We start from the raw sequence: 18,917 nt of genomic DNA, 5'->3' as shown, positions 1-18,917 counted from the left end.
TCGTCGCCGACCGGTCAGAAGCTGATGTTGATGGAACCGATGGCGGTATTGTCGGCGGCCGATCCACCCAGCGCACCACCCGCGGCGGCGGACGAGTAGGCGTCGCCCCCGGACCCGAAGGCGTCGGCCTGGCCGAAGGAGGCACCGAATCCGCCGGCCGATCCCGAACCCGAGCCGCCGATCCCGGCCGAGACGGATTGGGCATGGCCAAAGGCGTCGCCGCCGGATTTCCCGTTCTGGTCGAAATTCAGGTCAGTGCTCATGGACAAACTCCCTGCCGCCATGCCTTAGCCATTTCGTGCACCGCTTGCAACCTGGAGGAAATCTGCGGCCGCGCGCATATGTCGTGGCGGGTGCTGTGTCAATCGATGTACCATTTGTTGCGGGCTTCGTCCATGGCTTCGTCCGGGAGGGTGCCCGTGATCGGAAGACCCCGGACGGTTGCACCCCGGGAGAGCGCCGTTATCGCCAATTTTATATTTATCTTGAGTCACTCGGACGGGAATGACATTAACTCAGGGTGGACCGGGCTGCCTCGCGAAGGGCGCCGGCCCCCGATCAGGATGATTTCTTGTATGACAGGCACCACTCCCCGCTCAGTTCAATATGCCGGCCTCACGGATGTCGGCCGCGTCCGCTCCCAGAACGAGGACTCGTTCCAGATCGATCCGGACCTCGGCCTCGTGCTCGTGGCAGACGGCATGGGCGGCCATGTCGGCGGCGACATCGCCAGCCGGACCGCGATCGAGGCGGTGAACGACTTCATCCTTGAATACGAACCGGTGCCGGACCGCCTCGACCGGACGGGAACCGAGGGGTCGGTCGAGATCGTGCGCACCGCGGTCCATCGGGCCAATCAGCGAATCGTCGGCCTGAACCACGAGCGCGGCCTGCCGGACAACCGGGGGATGGGCACGACCATCGTCGGGTTCTGGCTGCCGTCTGGCTTGTCGCCGGCCATCGTCTTCCATGTCGGCGACAGCCGGCTATACCGTCTGCGCGGCGGACGGCTGGACCAGATCACCCACGATCACAGCCTCTACCAAGCGTGGGTCGATGCAGGAAGGTCCGGCGCCCCGCCGAACCGAAACATCATCATGCGCGCGCTGGGTGTTGCGGACGACGCCGAAGCTGATGTCTCCGTCCAGGAGACCCGGGCGGGCGACACTTTCCTGCTGTGTTCCGACGGCCTGAACGGCATGGTTCCGGACGACACGATCATCGACATACTGATCGAACCGCTGGCGCCGGAGGAGGCCTGCCGCCGTCTTGTGGAGGAGGCGAACGCCCATGGCGGCCGCGACAATGTGACCGTGGCGCTGGTCCGGTTCGACTGACCGCCGGCCCGGGGTCAGCCGGTCTCCCCCTCGATCGTGCCGCAGCGGTACCGGACCACGTTGTCCGGGTCCTCGGCCGGCGCGATCCCGAGGGAGATCAGGCCGGAGGTCAGCAGGTAGGTCGGCTCCCGTTTCAGCACCAGCAGGCGCTGGCTTTCGTCCAGGCAGAAGGTGCCGTTGGTGCTGTGGTCGGTCAGGGTGAAGCGGCCGTTCATGATCTCCAGCGTCGCGTGTCGGCGGGAGGCCCAGTCACTGTTGATCACCAGCCCGCACCCGCCGTCACGCCCCATCAGCACCGGCGCCGAGCCGGTGTCCAGGCGGAGCTGGCGTCCGCGGTGGGTCAGGATCAGGATGCCGCGGCGCTTGCCGCTGGACACGTCGAGTTGGCCGGCCGCCACCGTCACGTTCTCCGGATCGCCCAGGGTGCGGTAGATCTCGACGGCGTCGATGCCACCCTTGACGACTGCCGAATCGAGCCGCTGGGTGTTGGGCCGGTAGGCCGGGTGCAGGGCGTCGACGCAGGCGCGGGTCATCAGCACCTCGCCGGGACTGGCGAGGGCGGCGAGGCGGGACGCGAGGTTGACCGTGGTGCCGAACACGTCGCCCGGCGTGACGATCACCGGGCCGATGGTGAAGCCGATCCTGACCTTCGGCTCCGTGCCGCGCAGCGCTTCCTGGATATGGGCGGCGGCGCAATAGGCGGTGTCGGCAGAGGGGAAGGTGCTGAGCGCCCCATCGCCCATGGTCTTGACCACGGTTCCCGCATAGCGCTCGGTCGCTTCGATGATCTGGCGGACGCACCGTTCCGTGAGGGCGTGCGCGGCGGCATCCCCCAGGACCTGGTAAAGGCGGGTGCTGTCGCAGACGTCCGCGAACATTACCGCCATGGATTCGCCGGACTGGACCGTCACGACCGCGCCACCTCGCTCGTTACCCAGGGCCGGACCCCAGGAATTCTTTCCACTGGTTGAGCAGCGGCAGATCGCGGTCCTCGACCGATTTCACTGCCGAGTTGAACAGCACGTAATCCACCGACAGGTACCTGTTCGTCTCCCGCCGGATCCTGGTGAAGTCAAGCTTCAGCGCATCCAGGGCCTGTATCCGGTCGCGCGGCGGCTGGGCCGGGGCGAGCTTCGACACCTGCGGGAACTCGGCCGAGAGGGCACGCAGGTCGATCAGGATCCGTGCCAGCTTGACCAGTTCGCGGACCACCGCGAGCCCGTCGGTGGAGCCGTGCTCGGCATTGGCGGGAACCCGGCCGGCCGTCGTCTCCAGGTCGGCGCCCAGCCGTTCTGTCAGCCGGCGCAGGCTGGCGAGATCGCCTTTGGCGAGCAGCGGCAGGAACTCCCGCTCGAAGGACAGGAACTTCATGCGGGCCGCCAGGTCGGCCAAGGGAGCGCTCTGTTCGGAGGCGAGCAGGCGGCCGCTGTCGGCGATAGCTTCCGCCAGCTCGTTCAAATCCTGATCGAAGGATGCGGCTTGGTTGCCGCCGGCATACTGGGATGCGCGATCAATCACCCGCTTGCGGACCGCCGAGGAATGCTCGATCGCCTGGGCGACGAACTGCTTCTTCTTGTGGACCGGATAATAGACCGCGGCGCCGATGCCCAGGCCCGCGAGCACGGCGGCCACGACCCCGCTCAGGATCAGCTTGCCGCGGATGCCGGAGCGCTCGCGCTCCTCCCCGGGGCCGTCATCATCCTCGTCGACCTTCAGCTTGACGGGAGCCTCGACCTTTCGGACGGCATCGAGCACGGCCTTGCCGGCGCCCAGGCTGCCGACCATCATGGTCCGCTCCGACAGGTCGTCGTCGTGGTGGACGGGCAGGGCGCGCCCGCGCTCCGCCGCGTTGGCGGGAGGGCGGTCCAGCTCGAAGCGGAAGGCCAGGGAGCCTAGCCGGACTTCGTCGTTGTGCTTCAGCCAGATCGTGTTGACCTTGTGGCCGTTGACATAGACGCCGTTGGTGCTGTTGAGATCCTCGACTCCCCAGGTGCCCTCGCCGGGAAACAGCTTGGCGTGCTGGCGCGAGAGCTTGCGGGACGCCACGACGAACGAACTGGCGTCGCTCCGCCCTATCGTCACCGTCTTTCCGCCGGCCAGCGGGACCACGACCTGGGCAGGGCTGCCATCGATCTGCGACGGATCCAGGCAGATCAGCTTTCCGTCCGGATTGCCTGCCGGTGCGTTCGCCGCGCCGCCGGCGTCGGCCCTGCGTCCCTGGTCGCGGACCAGCATGGTTCTGTCTTGGTTTGAATCGATCATCGCTCGACGGGATGTCCGGACCAGGGGATGTGTGGGACGCGACGGCGTCGAGCCGCCGCGCCGCGGAGCAGGGCCGCACGGTCACTATGCCGAAGCATGGCATTTTAAGCAACCATGACGCTAATGATTTACGACCATTAACCTTTATGCGGGAGGTGCGGCGGCATGCTTGGTCCGTTCGATGTCGAACTGGATGCGGAGCATGCGGCGCAGGAAGAGGCTTTCCCTGGGAGCCGCCGCGAGCCCGTCGGCCGCGGGCGGCGGCTCCCCCGATAGAGTGGCGGCCAGGCACTCGGTCAGGTGCTCGCCCATGCCCCCGGGAAGGTCCGTCACGGCCGGATCCGCGTCCACGTCATAGATGACCGGGCCGTCAGGGCCGGCTACGTAAAGGACGCTGCCCCAGCGCAGGCCGGAGAGGGTGAGCGCGCTCCCGGCCGCATGGGTCTCGACCTCGGCCTGCGGCGCGGCGACGGGAGCGAAGACCTCCAGGCGCTCCAGGGCATCGTCCGACGGGACGGCGCACTCCAGCGTCAGCACGGTCCGGCCGTCGATCGCGTAGGCCCGGCGCAACGGCCCGTCCACGGCCGGGGCCAGCAGGATTGGCGGCTTGTCGGCCCCCATCAGGTGCTCGCGCTGGCGGTCGCGGAACAGTTGCCAAGCACATTTCCCGGTCGCCGTCCGCCACACCACGGCGCGGCCCTGATCAGCCGCAGACCGGGCGAAGTCCCGTGCGGTGACGGGGTCGTTGGTGCAGATCGCGGGGGCGACCCCCAGCCCGCCGCGGCCCAGGCGCTCCAGCTGGTGGTGGCGCGAGAAGGCCGCGAGGTGCCCGGACGGGCCGTTGTACAGCCGCACCGGCACGTCTTCGAGCCGGGACAGCATGCTGTAGAGGAAGCTGTAACGCTGCTGCCGCCGGACATGCTCCGACTGCCACAGGGACCAGTCGGCACCGGGTTCGTTGCCGGGGTCGGCCGCCGGTATCACCGGGTCCTCGTAGCGGAACCCATGGACGAACAGGGCGTCGAACCGGTCGAGGTCATGACCGTCCCAGCGGATGCCGGTCCGGCCCACGCTCATCCGGGTTCCTTCCGGCATCGAGGCGTCGAACCAAGGCACCTCATTCCCCAGCCGCCGGCGCAGCCGGGCATGGAGTCGGCGGCCGAGTGGGGAAGCCGCGGGCGCGATCAGGCCGATTCTCATGGTTTACCTTCCGGTTTGGCGACCCGGTCCGTCCGGGACTCGGCGGGTCTGAAGAAAGAGAGGTGGCCGGCATCGGCCAGCAGCGAGAGGCGGTTGCGGTCGAACTGGCTGGCGACGGTCTGTTCCGCCAGCGCGCCTGCGATGGTCCCCTGGGCGAACAGCAGCCCGCTCTCGGCCTGCTTGGCCTCGACCCGGGCCCCGGTCAGGGCGAGCCGGGCGGAGAGCAGGCGCCGCGTGGCCTGGATCAACTCGTCCTCCGACACCGTGCCGGTAAGCGCCTGCTGGCGCTCCAGGCTGGCGACCGAGGTCTCCAGGTTGTCGACTTCGGCGGCACCCGCCTTGACGCGGGCGCGGGCCGCCTGCACGGCCGCCAACCGTTCGGTGATCTCGCGGCGCACGCGGTTCTGGAGGGACTGCGTGGCATAATCCTGGTCCCGGGTGCCGAGCCGCGCGATGTCGGCGCCTGCGTCCGCGGACCGATTCGCCCACGGATAGGACAGGCCCAGGCCGTAACTCTGGCTGAGGCTGTCCGGCAACGCTATCCCGGTATGGCTCTTCAGGGGGTCGGCATAGCCGTAGGTCGTTCCGTTCTGCCCGGCGGTGACACTGGCCACGAAGCGGAGATCCAGCCGCGCCTGGTTACGGGCCAGGGCCTCGTTGATGTCGCGCAGCGTCCTGTTGATGTCGTCCACCTTGAAATCGGGCCGGCTTTCCCGGGCGGTGCGGAGCGCCGTCTCCAGGTCGGCCGGAACGGCCTGCGCCAGGTCGTCCTCGTAGTCGACCGGCAGATAGATGGCGTCCGCGCCGATGACCGAGGGCTCGCCGATCAGCAGCGACAGGGCCTGCGACGCGGCGACATAGTCGCTGAGCGACTGTTCGATCCGGACCCGGGCCCTGGCCGCCTCGGCGTCGATCTGCGCCTTCTGAAGGCGGGTGGTCTGGTTCAGCGCATAGAGGCGGTCCATCCTTTCCTGCTGCCGGACGATCATGTCGCGGTTGGCGGCGGTGGTTTCCAGCGCTTCCAGGCGGCGGACGGTATCGAAATAGGCGGTATCGATTTCCAGCAGGATCGTGTTGAGCAGTACCTGGAGATCCCAGTCGGCCCGTTCGGCCACGGCGGCGGCGCTGCGCGATGCCGCGTTCTTCTTGTTGTCGGACCCGAAATCCTTGGTGAAGGGCAGGGGCGTGTTCAGGCTGCCGGACAGGTTGGTGCTCCACATCCCGTCCTCCCAATAATACCCGGCCCGGTAATAGACCTCGCGCTGAGCGGTCCGATCGGTGATCGAGAGGGTGCCGCCCCAGGGCAACTCCTGCGTGATCTGGAGCGTGTAGTTCAGGCTCTCCTCGGGGCTGCCGAACGTCCGGCCCGGCGTCGCCTCGATCGGCAGCTCGATCAATTCGCCGCCCTTGATCGGCCGCAGCTTCATGTCCTTGATCTGGGCCTGCCCTTCGTTCTCGCTCGGCGGCAGGTTCTTGAAGGGCGAATTGATGTTGAAGCCGTCGGCATTGACCGCCTTGGTGATCGCCTTTCCGACGCGGGTGCGGTGCTCGGCGTCCGTCCGGCCATAGCCGATCGTCAGGTCCAGCACGGGGTTGAACACGGCGTCCGCCTCGCGGGACAGGGCGGCGGCGCGTTCAGGCGTCGTCAGGCCGATCGCGAGGCGCAGGTTGTTGCCCAGTCCGCTGGCCACCGCGGTCCTGCGGTCGATCGGCTGCACCGTCCGCGCGCCGGCGATGTCGGGACGGCGCTTCAGCAGATCGCCGATCAGGGCGATCCGGTCCAGGTCGCGGGCGCCGGGCTGCTCCGCGATCTGCCGCCTCACCAGTTCCGTGACGGCGGCACCGTGGCGGGCGATCAGGTCGGGACCGGGAGACTGCGCCGACGCGGGAACGGCCTGCGCCAGGATCAGTGTGGCGTTCGCCAGCGTCAGCAGGATGCGGCGAGGCGTCATCGCGGCGGCTCCCCGAAGGCGGCGAGCGCGCCGGTGCCGCGGAGCAGGGCGATGCGTTCCCGATCCTCGCGGGTTTGTGCCGCTCCCTCCCCGTACCGCTCGGCCAGGGCACCGATGCTGGCCAGCATCCTGCTCTCCGCGATGCGGGCGTCGATCCGCGCCTGGATGTGGCCGAGACGCGCCTCCAGCAGGGTGCCGAGGCGTTCGATCGTCTCGTAGACGGTCACGACTCCGCCGGCTTCCAGGCGGGCGGCCCTGTCGTGGAGGTCGCGGGCGAGGGCGAGGCGCTTGGCGGTGTCGTCGATCCGCTGACGGGCGCTGGCGAGCTGGATCCGGGCGGTCTCGTAGTCGCTGCGGATCTGGCGCTCGACCTGATGCAGCAAGTGGGTCTGCCGCTTGATGTCGTGATCGACGCCGGCCAGGGCCGCCTTGGCGGCGCGGTTGCCGACCGGCCTGCGGTAAAGCACGCCGATGCTGAGGGAAGCGCTGTCGTAGCTGATCAGGCTGCCGAGCGATTCGGTCACGCTGGCATAGCCGAAGACCGCGTTGCTCTGGCTGAGCTGTAGGGAACCGCTGGCCGTCACGTCCGGACGGGTCTGCGCATCCCTGGTCTCCCGCACCCGAAGGGCGATCCGGATCGCCGTTTCCGACCTCAGGTATTCGGGGCTGTCCAGCACCCGGGCCGACAGCCCGCCCGCTCCGCCGGATGGGGGCGGAACCTCGGGCGGCTGGTCCAGCGCGGCGCTGTACTCGATCGGCAGCAGCAACGCATCGTCCTGCTCGTCCAGCAGTTCGCGGAGGGACTCGGACGCTGTGAGATAGTCGCCGAAGAGCTGCTGCTGGACGGCGCGCAGCCGCTCCATCTGTGCCACGACCTGGCCGCGGTTGCTCTCGCTGGCGAGACCCAGTTCCATCCGGCGCTGCATGCGCGCGGCGCTCTCCTCCGCCAGCGCCACGGAGCCCGACGCGGCGTCCAGCCGCTGGATCGCGCCGACCAGGGTCCAGTAGAGGGTATCGACGCCGAGCAATGTCTGGTTGACCACGCCGCGCACCGCGAAGTCGGCGACGTCGATGTTGAGGCGGGCCGTGTCGATCGCCAGCCGGTTCTCGTCTCCCTCTCGGAAGTTCCGCGTGTAGGGGAGTGGATGGCTGCCGGACAAAGTCGCGCGCGAGGTCCAGGGGCGCCCGTAGGAACCGTATACCCTGGTCGAGGGATCGTCGGGATTGTTGACGTAATAGGCGTCGCGGTAGGTGGTGACGACGGTAAGGTCCAGGTTGCCGCCCCAGGGCAGCCGCTGGGATATGCCGCCGGTCCCGGTATAGGTCTCGGTCTGGCCATTCGGGCTCTTGGTGCTTGCCTCCTTGCGGAACGGATAGTACCCGGCGACCCGCTCCTTGTCGAAGGCGACCAGCGCCACCGGGGCGGTGGACGGCAGGGCCCGGACATGGCACTGGCCGTTCGCGTCCGGCGCGATCATCCGGCCCCGCAGGAAATTGGTCTGGAGTTCCGCCGGCTGGCTCAGGATGTCGTCCATGGTGCCGCAGAGGAAGATATCGTCCGTCCGGGTGCCCGTCAGGATCTGCTGACCCCGGACATATTCCTGCGTCGCGGGCTTCCACTGAATGGGCCGCTCGATCCGCTCGAAGCTGTTGGACAGGGAAGCGTTCGCCGCCAGGATGAACACCGGGTCGAAGACCGCTTCCGCCTCGACCAGGGTGCGCTGGGCCACCGACTTGTTCAGCCCGATCCGCTTGACGTCGAGATTGCGCTGCAATGCCGTCAGCGCCGCCTCGCGCAGGGCCAGTTCCCGGGTCTGCTCCGGGGCGAACAGGACCCCGGTCCGGGCGAGGGCCGCACGGGTCTTCCCGACCACGGCGTTTGCGCCGCGCTCGTCGTCGATGCGCGCCGGATCGCTGGTGAAAAGCCCCGCCGGCATCCCGGCCGGGGGCTCGGCCGCCATCGGCTGCTGGGCGGCAAGCGGGCCGGGGACCAGCGCCAGTGACAGGAGAGCGGCGAGGGCGGGGGCTGCGGGCAGGCTCATCGCGACAGGTCCTCCTCCAGCGTGCCCTGGGCGGCGCTCAGCCGTATCCAGGCCTTGTGCATCTCCACCCTGGCGCTCGCCTCGTTGAGACGGGCCGCCAGGACGTCCTGGTAGCGGTTGACCACCTCGAACTCCGTCGCGAGCCCGCGCTCCCGCTCGTCGACGATGCGCTCATAGGCGAAACCCGCCAGTTCCATGTCGCCCCTGCTGACCAGCATCAGGGATTCGGCCCCGCGGATGTCGGCGAGCGCCCGGTCGACCGAATTGACGATCTTCTGCCTGGTCTGGCGCGCCCGATCGAAGGCGTTGCGCTCGTCTATACGGGCCCGGCTCAGGGCGGCGCGGGCGGCCTGGTTGCCGAGCGGATACAGATAGCGAACGCCGATGAAGATGTTGGTCTTGTCCGGCCTCGAAAGGTTCATCAGCGCATCGGCCGGATTGCCGAACCCGAAGGACAGGTCGCTCTGCGTGAGCTGCGCCGTCACCACCAGGTCGATGTCGGGTGCCGCCTGGTTGTCACGGAAGGCCAGCGACAGCTTGGCCAGTTCCAGATCCTCCTGCGCCGCCATGATCTCCGGATGGCCGACCAGCGCGCGGTCGTAGGCGTCGGTCGGCGGTTCGGGCACGGACTCGGACAGCAGCGCCTCCGCGTCGGCCGGGATCAGCACCAGGTCGGGGTCGGCCGACATCAGGGTCAGCAGGGAGTTGGACCGCAGCAGGTACTGGGTCCAGGCGGCCTCCTCCCGCAGGGCGAAGGAGGCAAGTTCCTGCTGGATCTGGCCGAGTTCGTAGTTGGTGACGGTCCCGGTGCCGATCAGCCGCTCGATCCTGGCGCGCCGCTGGTCCAGGACCGCCTTCTGCTCGTTCAGGATCCGGATGTCCTGGAGGCTGCGGATCATGTCCCAGTAGAGCTGGGCCGCCTCGGCCAGGGTCGCGTTGCGGGCCGCCTGTTCCGCGAACACGGCCCGCCGGCTGCCGCTTCGCGCGGCCTCGACGCCGAAGTTCTCCGGCGATCCGGTCTTGCCGAACCCCTTGGTGTAGGGCAGCGGCATGGTCGCCGACAGAGACGCCGAGCTGGTCCAGAACAGCTTGTCGCCCCAGCCGAACGGGTCGGTCGCCGAGATCGGCCGGGTAAGCGCCGGTGCCTGGGCGCCGGCCTTGCTGTTGAAGATGGAACTGATCGACAGGCTGCCCTGGCCCCCGAAGGCGAACATCTTGGACACGCCGACCGTGGTCGTCAGGCGCTTGGTGGGCGGCCCCTCGAGGCTGGCCGCTTCCTCCCGCTCCGAATATTGCGGCTCCTGGCCGCACAGACCCGGCCCGACGCCGCCGTTGATCAGTTCGTCATCCTCGAAGACGCAGGGGACTTTCTCTCCGTCCACCTCTTCAACGGTACCCGTGTTGCCCTGGACGAAATCCGGTATGCCGTCGCCGTCGTCGTCACGGGTAAGGTCGGTGTCGGCGGTCCGGGGGCGGCCGATCGTCTCGAATCGGTCCGCCGTCTTGTTGAAGCTGAGACTGACCGAGCTGACCAGGTTGAGATCGAAAGCAGCTTCCTTCTGGGTTATCTGCGTGCCCGCCGCGTTGATCGCCTCACGCGCTGCCAGCAAGCCGAAATTCTCGCGCAGCAGGGTATCGGCGACGATCCCCAGGGTGATCTCCCGTGGGGCGAGACTGTCGAGCAAGCGCCGAACGCCGGTCGCCGATCCCGAGGCGGCGAGCCTGACCATGGCGACGGGATCGAACGCGCCGCCATCCATGGCCTGCCCATGGGCGGGGACGGCCAGGGTAAACGGCAGCAGGGCCAGCAACAGGCATGACAGAGCCTGTTGCAACCTGATCAAACTCGCTCCACGGATTCTTCCAACAAGAGCTTGCATCAGCGCCTGGTTTCTCAAGCACAATGAGATCAGGAGCGATTGATGACATTTCGAAGGGGGAACGGCAAGCCTTTGTAGGTAGACAAATTGATCCGGTTGCGAGTAGATCTAGCGGGCGGGGTGGACCGGCGGAAAATTGCACGCACCGTTCCGGTTCGATCAGGCCCGCCACCGACCGCGCCGCCACACCCGCCCAACCACATGCACCCGCGCGCCATGGACGATGATTACCGTCAGCCAAGCCCTTATTCCGCGGGGATTTTCGCCGACAGCAGCAGCGATCACATCAATGAATGCATCGCCCGGATCGAAGCCCTCAAGTTCAAGGTTCTCGGCAACTCAAGATTATTCGACTTTGAGCAGCACGAGTTCCTGAGCGAGCTGAACACCCTGCGGGCGGCCTACCTCCACCTTTGTACCCTGTCGCTGCCCGCGCCGACCGCCGTGAACGAGCAGATGCGGCCCGCCGTCGGGTCCCGCGGCCGCGCGAACCTGGAGCTCGAAGGCGTCCTGGGCGCCAACCACCAGATCGCGGCCAACCTGGACCGGATCGCCCGCATCGCGCCGTCCCAGCTCACCGTCCTGCTGGAGGGGGAGACCGGGTCGGGCAAGGAACTGTTCGCGCGGATCATCCATCTTAACAGCAAGCGCGACAAGTTCGTCGCCGTCAACTGCGGAGCCCTGCCCAGCGGCGTGATCGAATCCGAACTGTTCGGACACTCGAAAGGCGCCTTCACCGGTGCGACGGCGGACCGCAAGGGCAGGTTCGAGGAGGCCAATGGCGGCACGATCTTCCTGGACGAGGTCGGGGAACTGGAGCCGCTCGCCCAGGTCAAGCTGCTGCGCACGCTGGACGTCGGGGAAATCCAGAGGGTCGGTTCGGACAAGGTGACCAAGGTGGATGTCCGGGTCATCGCGGCGACCAACCGCAATCTGGAGCAGATGGTCTCCAACGGCACCTTCCGCGAGGACCTGTTCTTCCGCCTGAACATCTGCCATCTGTTGATCCCACCGCTGCGGGAGCGGCGGGACGAGATCCAGCTGCTGCTGGAATACTTCATCCGCAAAGTTTGCGCAGACAACGGCATCCCGGTGCCGACGATGGATCCGGAACTGAAGCGGTTCCTGGTGGAGACCTACCACTATCCGGGCAATATCCGGGAGCTGCGGAACCTGGGCATGTACATCGCCCATATCTTCGACGGAAGGCCGGTGCGCGTCGCGGACCTGCCCCAGCGCTATACCCGCGCCCACATCGATCCCGCGCCGACCCACCCCGACGATGATCACCGCGTGGTCCGCGATCGGGCGGAGCGCAGCCACCTGAGCGAACTGCTGCTGCGCCACAGCGGCGATATCAAGGCGGTCTGCGCGGCCCTCGACCTCTCGCGCGCGCGTCTCTACCAGCTCCTCAAGAAGCACCACCTCCGCCCCGACGAATTCCGCCAGCGCTGAAGCAGCTGGTCTCACCGGTCCCGCAGCCGGCCGGCAAGATCCACGACATGGGCGGCCAGGGACCCGGCGAGGCACAGCGCGATCCAGCCCCACCACCCATCGGCCAAGGCTGTTCGGAGCGCCAGCATAAGGCATGCGCCCGAGGCGAGATTGGGCAGGAGCGACCGGGCAAGCCGAGCCCGGCCCCGGCGGCCAAGCCAAGCGGTCAAGGCCACCGCCTCGATCGCCACCATCACCAGGATGGCGTCGATGATCCGGCCGCCGGCGAATAGCTCTTCCAAGGCAAGCGGCTCCCCGAAAAGGAAAATGGCCCGGGAGTTTCCTCCCGGGCCATCCTTCCGACTTCGCGACGGTCCGTGGCTTACGCTGCGGCCTTCGAGGCGATGACCTCGTCGGCGACGTTGCGCGGCACCGGATCGTAGTGGCTGAACTCCATCGTGAAGGTCGCGCGGCCGGAGGTCATGCTGCGCAGGTCGCCGATGAAGCCGAACATCTCGGACAGCGGAACATGCGCTTCGACCGCCAGGTTCATGCCGCGCTCGAACTGGCCCAGGATCAGGCCGCGGCGACGGTTCAGGTCGCCGATGACGTCGCCCAGATGGTTCTCCGGGGTGACGACCTCGACCTTCATGATCGGTTCGAGCAGGACCGGGTTGGCCCGGCGGATCGCCTCGCGGAAGCAGGCCTTGGCCGCGATTTCGAACGCCAGCGCGCTGGAGTCGACGTCGTGGTACTTGCCGTCCACCAGGGTGGCCTTGAAGTCCACGGTCGGGAAGCCGGCCAGCACGCCGTCCTCCTTCTGGACCTCGATGCCGCTGCCGACGGCCGGGATGTACTCGCGGGGGACGGAGCCGCCGACGATGGCGTCGACGAACTCGAAGCCCTCGCCGCGCTCCTTCGGCTCGAAGATCACCTTCACTTCGGCGAACTGGCCCGAACCGCCGGTCTGCTTCTTGTGGGTGTAGACGTGCTCGATCTTGCTGGTGATCGTCTCGCGGTACGCCACCTGCGGACGGCCCACGACCGCGTCGACGCCGTATTCGGTGCGAATCCGGTCGATGGTGATCTCCAGGTGAAGCTCACCCATGCCGCGCAGGATGGTCTGCCCGGTCTCCTTGTCCAGTTCCAGCCGGAGCGAGGGATCGGCACGGACCATCTTGCCCAGCGCGGTGCCTAGCTTCTCCTGGTCGCCCTTGGCCTTCGGCTCGACCGACACGCTGATGACGGGGTCGGGGAACTTCATGCGCTCCAGGATGACCGGGCTGGCCGGGTCGCACAGGGTGTCGCCGGTCTCCGTCTCGGCCAGCGAGACGAAGGCGATGATGTCGCCCGCGCGGCATTCCTCGATCGCGTTGGTGTCCTTGGCGTAGACCTCGACCATGCGGCCGATGCGCTCCCGCTTGCCGCGGGTCGAGTTCAGCAGGGTCATGCCCTTCGACGCCACGCCGGAATAGACGCGGGCGAAGGTCAGCGCGCCGAACTGGTTGTTGATGACCTTGAAGGCCAGCGCGGAGAACGGCTCCTCGTCCGAGCAGATGCGCTCGCCGACGACCTCGCCTTCCTCGTTGACGGTCTTGATCGCTTCGACGTCCATCGGGGAGGGCAGGTACCAGACGACGGCGTCCAGCATCTGCGGCACGCCCTTGTTCTTGAACGAGCTGCCCGCGATGACGGGGGTGAAGCCGCCGCCGAGGGTGCCCTTGCGGATGCACTTGCGGAGAACGTCGACCGACGGGTCCTCACCGCTGTCCAGGTACGCTTCCATCGCCGCGTCGTCCTGCTCCAGAGCGGTGTCGATCAGCTCCTGGCGGTACTTCGGGATGTCGCGGAGGATGTCGAGGTCTTCCTTGACGTCGATCTTCAGCTTGGCGGCGAGATCGTCGGTGATCTCCCACTCTTCCCACTGGGCGTCCTTCTCGTCCGAGAACCAGACGAGGGCCTTCATGGTCACGAGGTCGATCAGACCGCGGAAATTGTCTTCAGACCCGATCGGCAGCGACAGGATCATCGGGCGGGCGCCCAGACGGTTGATGATCATGTCGACGCAGCGGCGGAAGTTGGCGCCGGAACGGTCCATCTTGTTGACGTAGCACATGCGCGGGACGTTGTAGTTGTCCGCGAGGCGCCAGTTGGTCTCGGACTGCGGCTCGACGCCGGCGACGCCGTCGAACACCACCACGGCACCGTCGAGCACGCGCAGCGAACGATTCACCTCGATCGTGAAGTCGACGTGGCCCGGGGTGTCGATCACGTTGATCTGATGATCCTTCCAGAACACGGTCACGGCCGCGCTCTGGATGGTGATGCCGCGCTTCTGCTCCTGCTCCATATAGTCGGTGGTGGCGGCACCGTCGTGCACCTCACCGATCTTGTAGCTGCGGCCCGTGTAATAAAGGATGCGCTCCGTCGTGGTGGTCTTGCCGGCATCGACGTGGGCGATGATGCCGATGTTGCGCATGTCCTTGAGTGGCGTTCTGCGTGCCATGAGTACTATTCCTGAGCCAGTCCCACCCGACGCCGAGGCGTCGGAGGTGTTCCCCGGCTTTATGGGTTGGAGTTCGCCGACCGCGACCGTCTACCTTCCATCGGGGAAGCGGGCAGGGGCGGCAGTTGCGCGCTCAGGCAGCCGGGTCGGGTGACCCGCCGCCATTGCGCTGTCCTATACAGGAAATTTGGTATCGAAAATATGGCAGTGACCTCAAAAAGGTAAGTGCGACATTTCGTCTCTCCCCTCCGATGGGCGGCTCTGGAAAATTTCCACATAGTGTCGGCGGAGCGCCACACCAGCCATCAAACCGACGAAATCGCTCAAAGTTTTCCTGCCAAGCCTCTTTCCTGTTGACTATGCTAAACGATTTCATGCAGTTATCGCTGCTGCTCAAAATATAGGCAATCCTTCGAGACCCCTGTCCTGACCGATGGACGCACACTTCTCCCGTGACTTTCCCACAAGCTTATCCACAGTATCTGGGGAAATCATGCCAGGGGCAGGCATTCTCTGCGCGGCACTTCGGCCAGGATCGTAGGAGCGGCGAGCGGCGACTCGATACCTCCAACTATATCGTCTCCAAGGGAATCTTCCCGCCTCAATCTCACCGATCCTGAGGTGCCAGACGGGTTCAAGCTACCTCATCAACCTATGAAGAATAGGTTAATCGGTTTAAAATCCTGTTATAGGCCTGTAGGCACAGAACCAATCCACTAGTATCTTTTCCTATGATCCGCTTCTCCATCACACCTGCCCCGTTCTGGGTGTTCAGTAAGTGAAATGGAAAGCCTGCAAGATCGCAGATCCCACAACCTGCAGATTCGCAGTTAGCAGGTGCATCATGAATTTTCATCATGGTGGCTTCACACTGAACTTTCTGTGCCATCGGTGCCGAAGCGCCGGCTGGACGACATCGGCGTCCAAGGCACTCATGGTCACCGATCATGGGCAAGCTCGCAGAGCGTCGCCGCACAAGTCGCGCACTCGATCTCCATTGTCTGTTTAGTATATTAAACGAGGAGCCGTTTGAAATTCCGAACGGATCGATCGGATCATGGCGCCCGCAGCATCCCGGCGTGCGGCAGCGTACCTCTTATTTGCGCAACCCGTCCGCTTCGTATTTCCACACCATGCAACTGCTTTGGGTTCTACTGGAATTCAGGCATGTGCCAGGGAGAACGCGATGCTCAAGCTCGGAACCAGGGTCGGGTACGGCGATCAGGTCGGCCGCGTCGTCGGGCGGACCATCGAACTGCAACCCAAGTACGATATCATGCTCGCCAATGGCACCATCCTCTCCTACGTGCGGGAGGTGGACCTCGTGGTCGTCCCTCTTCCGTCCGAAAGGTCACTGGTCGGCGGGATCCTGGAACCTATGTCGATGCAGCGAAACGACGAGAACGAAGAGGAGCAGGATGCGGATCCTGATCGTTGAAGATGATGGTCTGCTGGCCGCGAAGCTGGGACTGACGCTGGAGGATGCCGGCCACGAAGTCGTGGGCTACGCCACGACCGTCAAGGCGGCCATGGACCTGGCGCGGCAGCACCGCCCCGCCCTGACCCTGATGGATATCGATCTCGGACCGGGAGGGAGCGGCATCGCCGCGGCCCGGGGCATGAAGAAGCATTTCAGGCTAGCTTCGTTGTTCGTCACCGAACAGGCGGACAGGGCCGTTCAGGCCGCAGATGTGGCCCTGGGATTCCTGGCGAAGCCTTACACGACCGACGCGGTCCTGGACAGCATCCGCGTCGCGGCATCGATCATGGCAAACGAGCCGCCGGGCGATCTGCCCGACGGCCTGATGCTGTTCACGGAAGAAAGGGTAGTGCGGGCGGACCTGTAAGCCGGCGTCCGGCCGGAAAGGGTCCGCTCAGGCCGCCATGCGCTCGGCCGCGGCGCGCCGACTCAGGCGCAGCTTGGCGATCATGGCCTCGATGGCTTCCCGTTCGACCGCGTCGCGGCGCATAACGAGCTGGATGATCGGATCGTTCAGCAGGTCGGTCAGAGAGGGTTCTTTACGCGGATTGCCGGTCATGACGTTTCTCCCCCTTGGGCGCGCAGTTCTTAGACTAGCGCATTCGCCTTACTGGCGCTTTGCACCTTTATGACCCAAATGCTACTCCGTGTCCGCAGCGCTTACGAGAGTGATCTTTCGAGTAGCAAACCAATAAATTGCCAGGAAGTCTTGTCGAGTACAAGACAAATCTCCCGCTGTTTTGTTTTTCCTGGACTGGTATTACCGCATTCCTCTTCGCAACCGCGAAAACGAGAAACGAACTCGAGCGCCATCGCGCTTGGCCATCAAGCGCCGTCGCGCTCGTAGGCCTCGCTGCGTGACGACACCAGCACATCGCGCTTGCCAACGTGATTGGCGGAACTGACGATACCTTCGGCTTCCATGCGGTCCACCAGCCGAGCCGACCGGTTGTAGCCGATCTGGAGGCAGCGCTGGATGAAGCTGACCGAGGCCTTGCGCTCACGGGTCACCAGGGCGACCGCATGCTCATATAGCTCGTCGTCGCTGCCGGTGAACGGAGCGGCGCCTTCCTCCGGAGCGGGGGAGGGGGTCTCCTCGTCGTCGCCGGCGCTGTCGTCGTCCTCCGTGATGGAGTGGAGATAGTCGGGCGTGCCCTGCTCCTTCAAGTGGCGGACGACGTCCTCCACTTCCTCGTCGGTGACGAAGGGGCCGTGGACTCGGGTGATACGGCCACCGCCAGCCATATAGAGCATGTCGCCCTGGCCGAGGAGTTGCTCGGCGCCCTGTTCGCCCAGGATGGTGCGGCTGTCGATCTTGCTGGTGACCTGGAAGCTGATCCGGGTCGGGAAGTTGGCCTTGATGGTGCCGGTGATCACGTCGACCGAGGGCCGCTGGGTCGCCATGATCAGGTGGATGCCGGCTGCCCGCGCCATCTGCGCCAGCCGCTGGATCGCCGCCTCGATGTCCTTGCCGGCCACCAGCATCAGGTCCGCCATCTCGTCCACCACCACCACGATGTAGGGCAGGGACTTCAGCTCCATCGGCTGTTCCTCGAAGATCGGCTGGCGCTTGGCCTTGTCGTAGCCGACCTGGACTTGGCGGAACACCTGCTCGCCCGTCTCCAGCAGTTCCCCGATCCGCTGGTTATAGCCCTCGATGTTGCGGACGCCGAACTTGGCCATGGCACGGTAACGGCTCTCCATCTCGCGCACGGCCCATTTCAGAGCGACGATCGCCTTCTTCGGATCGGTCACCACGGGGGCCAGCAGGTGCGGGATGCCGTCATAGACCGACAGCTCCAGCATCTTCGGATCGACCATGATGAAACGGCACTTCTCCGGCGGCAATCGGTAGAGCAGCGACAGGATCATGGTATTGATGCAGACCGACTTGCCCGACCCCGTGGTGCCGGCGATCAGCAGGTGCGGCATGCGTGCCAGGTCCACGACGATCGGCGTGCCGCCGATGTCCTTGCCCAGCACCAGCGCCAGCTTGGCCGGGGTCTGCTGATAGGCGTCGCAGTCCAGCATCTCGCGCAGGAAGACCTTTTCCCGTGTCGGGTTGGGCAATTCGATGCCGATCACGCTGCGGCCCGGCACCACGGCGATGCGGACGGTCAGCGCCCGCATCGACCGGGCGATGTCTTCCGCCAGGTTGATGACGCGCGACGACTTCAGGCCGGGGGCGGGCTCCAGCTCGTACAGGGTAACGACCGGGCCGGGCCGCACCTCCATGATCTCCCCGCGCACGCCGAAGTTCTTCAGCACCGTTTCCAGGTTGCGGGCGTTGTGGGCCAGCGAGGACTCGTCCATCGTCGCCTTGTCGGTCGGCGGGGCCGGCTGCAGCAGCTCGACCGGCGGCAGCTCGTACGGCGCGTTCGGGTCGCGGGGAGCGGCTTCCGGGTATTCGCCGGCCTCGTCCCCGTCTCCGGCCTCCAGGTCATCGGCGTCGCCGGCATCCTGGCCGATCATGGGCGCCCTGGCGGTCGCTTCGCCCCATTCCACGCCGGCGAGGAAGGCGTTGGCGGCGATGACCGCGAACAGCTCTTCCTGTTGGCCGGTGCCGTAGGCGATGGTCGCGTTCGGTCGGCCCGGATTGATTTCCAAGACCCATTCGACCGCGCCGTCGGACCATTCGTCCAGGAGGAGCCTGAACGGCTGGCTGTTCATGGCACAGCTCAGGTTGAACTCCTGGGCGGTCGTAATGTCGGAATTAGCCGCATCGATGGGCAGACGGCTTTCCTGTTGAGTCATGGTCTGGTCCAAACACCTGGAATAGTGAATCGGGAAACGCCGGCGGCCGGTTCCCCGTGCCGCATCCTAA

The 18,917-nt window shown here is 66.1% G+C and carries 15 protein-coding genes; 4 read left to right on the top strand and 11 right to left on the bottom strand.

What is annotated here, in order from left to right:
* Nucleotides 1–14: 14 nt before the first annotated feature.
* Nucleotides 15–263: a hypothetical protein gene (locus JL100_RS12465; RefSeq protein ID WP_202679550.1), complete on the bottom strand. Its 249-nt coding sequence runs from the start codon at nt 261–263 to the stop codon at nt 15–17.
* Nucleotides 264–575: 312 nt separating this feature from the next.
* Between JL100_RS12465 and JL100_RS12460 the strand changes: the two genes are divergently transcribed.
* Nucleotides 576–1,337 (top strand): PP2C family protein-serine/threonine phosphatase, encoded by a 762-nt coding sequence (locus JL100_RS12460; protein WP_202679551.1) that lies wholly within the window; start codon nt 576–578, stop codon nt 1,335–1,337.
* A 14-nt stretch (nt 1,338–1,351) separates the two neighbouring features.
* On the opposite strand, the gene JL100_RS12455 is transcribed toward JL100_RS12460, so the two are convergent.
* From JL100_RS12455 to JL100_RS12430, 6 genes are all read right to left on the bottom strand, one after another.
* Entirely contained in the window at nt 1,352–2,248 is an 897-nt protein-coding gene (locus JL100_RS12455) for an adenylate/guanylate cyclase domain-containing protein (RefSeq protein WP_202679552.1), read from the bottom strand.
* A 19-nt stretch (nt 2,249–2,267) separates the two neighbouring features.
* Nucleotides 2,268–3,572, bottom strand: coding sequence for an FHA domain-containing protein (locus JL100_RS12450; protein WP_202679553.1), 1,305 nt, complete (start codon nt 3,570–3,572; stop codon nt 2,268–2,270).
* A gap of 171 nt (nt 3,573–3,743) precedes the next feature.
* Nucleotides 3,744–4,799 (bottom strand): ATP-grasp domain-containing protein, encoded by a 1,056-nt coding sequence (locus JL100_RS12445; protein WP_202679554.1) that lies wholly within the window; start codon nt 4,797–4,799, stop codon nt 3,744–3,746.
* Nucleotides 4,796–6,751 carry a TolC family protein gene (locus tag JL100_RS12440; protein ID WP_202679555.1) on the bottom strand — a complete coding sequence of 652 codons (1,956 nt, stop codon included), beginning with the start codon at nt 6,749–6,751 and terminating at the stop codon, nt 4,796–4,798. The genes JL100_RS12445 and JL100_RS12440 overlap by 4 nt, the downstream gene beginning before the upstream one ends.
* Nucleotides 6,748–8,793 (bottom strand): TolC family protein, encoded by a 2,046-nt coding sequence (locus tag JL100_RS12435; protein WP_202679556.1) that lies wholly within the window; start codon nt 8,791–8,793, stop codon nt 6,748–6,750. Before JL100_RS12435 ends, JL100_RS12440 begins: the two co-directional genes overlap by 4 nt.
* Nucleotides 8,790–10,637, bottom strand: a complete 1,848-nt coding sequence (locus tag JL100_RS12430) for a TolC family protein (protein WP_202679557.1) — start codon at nt 10,635–10,637, stop codon at nt 8,790–8,792. The genes JL100_RS12435 and JL100_RS12430 overlap by 4 nt, the downstream gene beginning before the upstream one ends.
* 252 nt (nt 10,638–10,889) lie before the next feature.
* Between JL100_RS12430 and JL100_RS12425 the strand changes: the two genes are divergently transcribed.
* On the top strand, nt 10,890–12,128 hold the full coding sequence (locus tag JL100_RS12425; RefSeq protein WP_202679558.1) for a sigma-54 interaction domain-containing protein: 1,239 nt from the start codon (nt 10,890–10,892) through the stop codon (nt 12,126–12,128).
* A gap of 11 nt (nt 12,129–12,139) precedes the next feature.
* Here the strand turns inward: JL100_RS12425 and JL100_RS12420 are convergent, their stop codons facing one another.
* Complete coding sequence (locus tag JL100_RS12420) at nt 12,140–12,409, bottom strand: hypothetical protein (RefSeq protein ID WP_202679559.1); 270 nt, start codon at nt 12,407–12,409, stop codon at nt 12,140–12,142.
* Between the two features lie 80 nt (nt 12,410–12,489).
* Nucleotides 12,490–14,613 (bottom strand): elongation factor G, encoded by a 2,124-nt coding sequence (fusA, locus tag JL100_RS12415; protein ID WP_202679560.1) that lies wholly within the window; start codon nt 14,611–14,613, stop codon nt 12,490–12,492.
* A gap of 1,186 nt (nt 14,614–15,799) precedes the next feature.
* On the opposite strand from fusA, the gene JL100_RS12410 reads away from it, so the two are divergent.
* Complete coding sequence (locus JL100_RS12410; RefSeq protein ID WP_202679561.1) at nt 15,800–16,051, top strand: hypothetical protein; 252 nt, start codon at nt 15,800–15,802, stop codon at nt 16,049–16,051.
* Nucleotides 16,032–16,460: a response regulator gene (locus tag JL100_RS12405; protein ID WP_202679562.1), complete on the top strand. Its 429-nt coding sequence runs from the start codon at nt 16,032–16,034 to the stop codon at nt 16,458–16,460. Before JL100_RS12410 ends, JL100_RS12405 begins: the two co-directional genes overlap by 20 nt.
* Before the next feature lie 27 nt (nt 16,461–16,487).
* Here JL100_RS12405 and JL100_RS12400 read toward each other — a convergent pair whose 3' ends face one another.
* Together JL100_RS12400 and JL100_RS12395 are read right to left on the bottom strand one after the other, a co-directional pair.
* Complete coding sequence (locus JL100_RS12400) at nt 16,488–16,652, bottom strand: hypothetical protein (RefSeq protein ID WP_202679563.1); 165 nt, start codon at nt 16,650–16,652, stop codon at nt 16,488–16,490.
* Between the two features lie 266 nt (nt 16,653–16,918).
* Complete coding sequence (locus tag JL100_RS12395; protein WP_202679564.1) at nt 16,919–18,847, bottom strand: DNA translocase FtsK; 1,929 nt, start codon at nt 18,845–18,847, stop codon at nt 16,919–16,921.
* Nucleotides 18,848–18,917: the final 70 nt, after the last annotated feature.

The sequence above is a fragment of the Skermanella mucosa genome (assembly GCF_016765655.2).
Lineage (GTDB): Bacteria > Pseudomonadota > Alphaproteobacteria > Azospirillales > Azospirillaceae > Skermanella > Skermanella mucosa.
Note: the sequence above shows the minus strand (reverse complement) of the source record. Positions and strands in the feature narration are given on the sequence as shown.

Coding starts and splice junctions, on each gene's coding strand:
- JL100_RS12440 (WP_202679555.1), bottom strand. CDS start 6,751: ATGACGCCTCGCCGCATCCTGCTGACGCTGGCGAACGCCACACTGATC.
- JL100_RS12425 (WP_202679558.1), top strand. CDS start 10,890: ATGGACGATGATTACCGTCAGCCAAGCCCTTATTCCGCGGGGATTTTC.
- JL100_RS12410 (WP_202679561.1), top strand. CDS start 15,800: ATGCTCAAGCTCGGAACCAGGGTCGGGTACGGCGATCAGGTCGGCCGC.
- JL100_RS12400 (WP_202679563.1), bottom strand. CDS start 16,652: ATGACCGGCAATCCGCGTAAAGAACCCTCTCTGACCGACCTGCTGAAC.
- JL100_RS12445 (WP_202679554.1), bottom strand. CDS start 4,799: ATGAGAATCGGCCTGATCGCGCCCGCGGCTTCCCCACTCGGCCGCCGA.
- fusA (WP_202679560.1), bottom strand. CDS start 14,613: ATGGCACGCAGAACGCCACTCAAGGACATGCGCAACATCGGCATCATC.
- JL100_RS12405 (WP_202679562.1), top strand. CDS start 16,032: ATGCGGATCCTGATCGTTGAAGATGATGGTCTGCTGGCCGCGAAGCTG.
- JL100_RS12395 (WP_202679564.1), bottom strand. CDS start 18,847: ATGACTCAACAGGAAAGCCGTCTGCCCATCGATGCGGCTAATTCCGAC.
- JL100_RS12435 (WP_202679556.1), bottom strand. CDS start 8,793: ATGAGCCTGCCCGCAGCCCCCGCCCTCGCCGCTCTCCTGTCACTGGCG.
- JL100_RS12465 (WP_202679550.1), bottom strand. CDS start 263: ATGAGCACTGACCTGAATTTCGACCAGAACGGGAAATCCGGCGGCGAC.
- JL100_RS12450 (WP_202679553.1), bottom strand. CDS start 3,572: ATGCTGGTCCGCGACCAGGGACGCAGGGCCGACGCCGGCGGCGCGGCG.
- JL100_RS12460 (WP_202679551.1), top strand. CDS start 576: ATGACAGGCACCACTCCCCGCTCAGTTCAATATGCCGGCCTCACGGAT.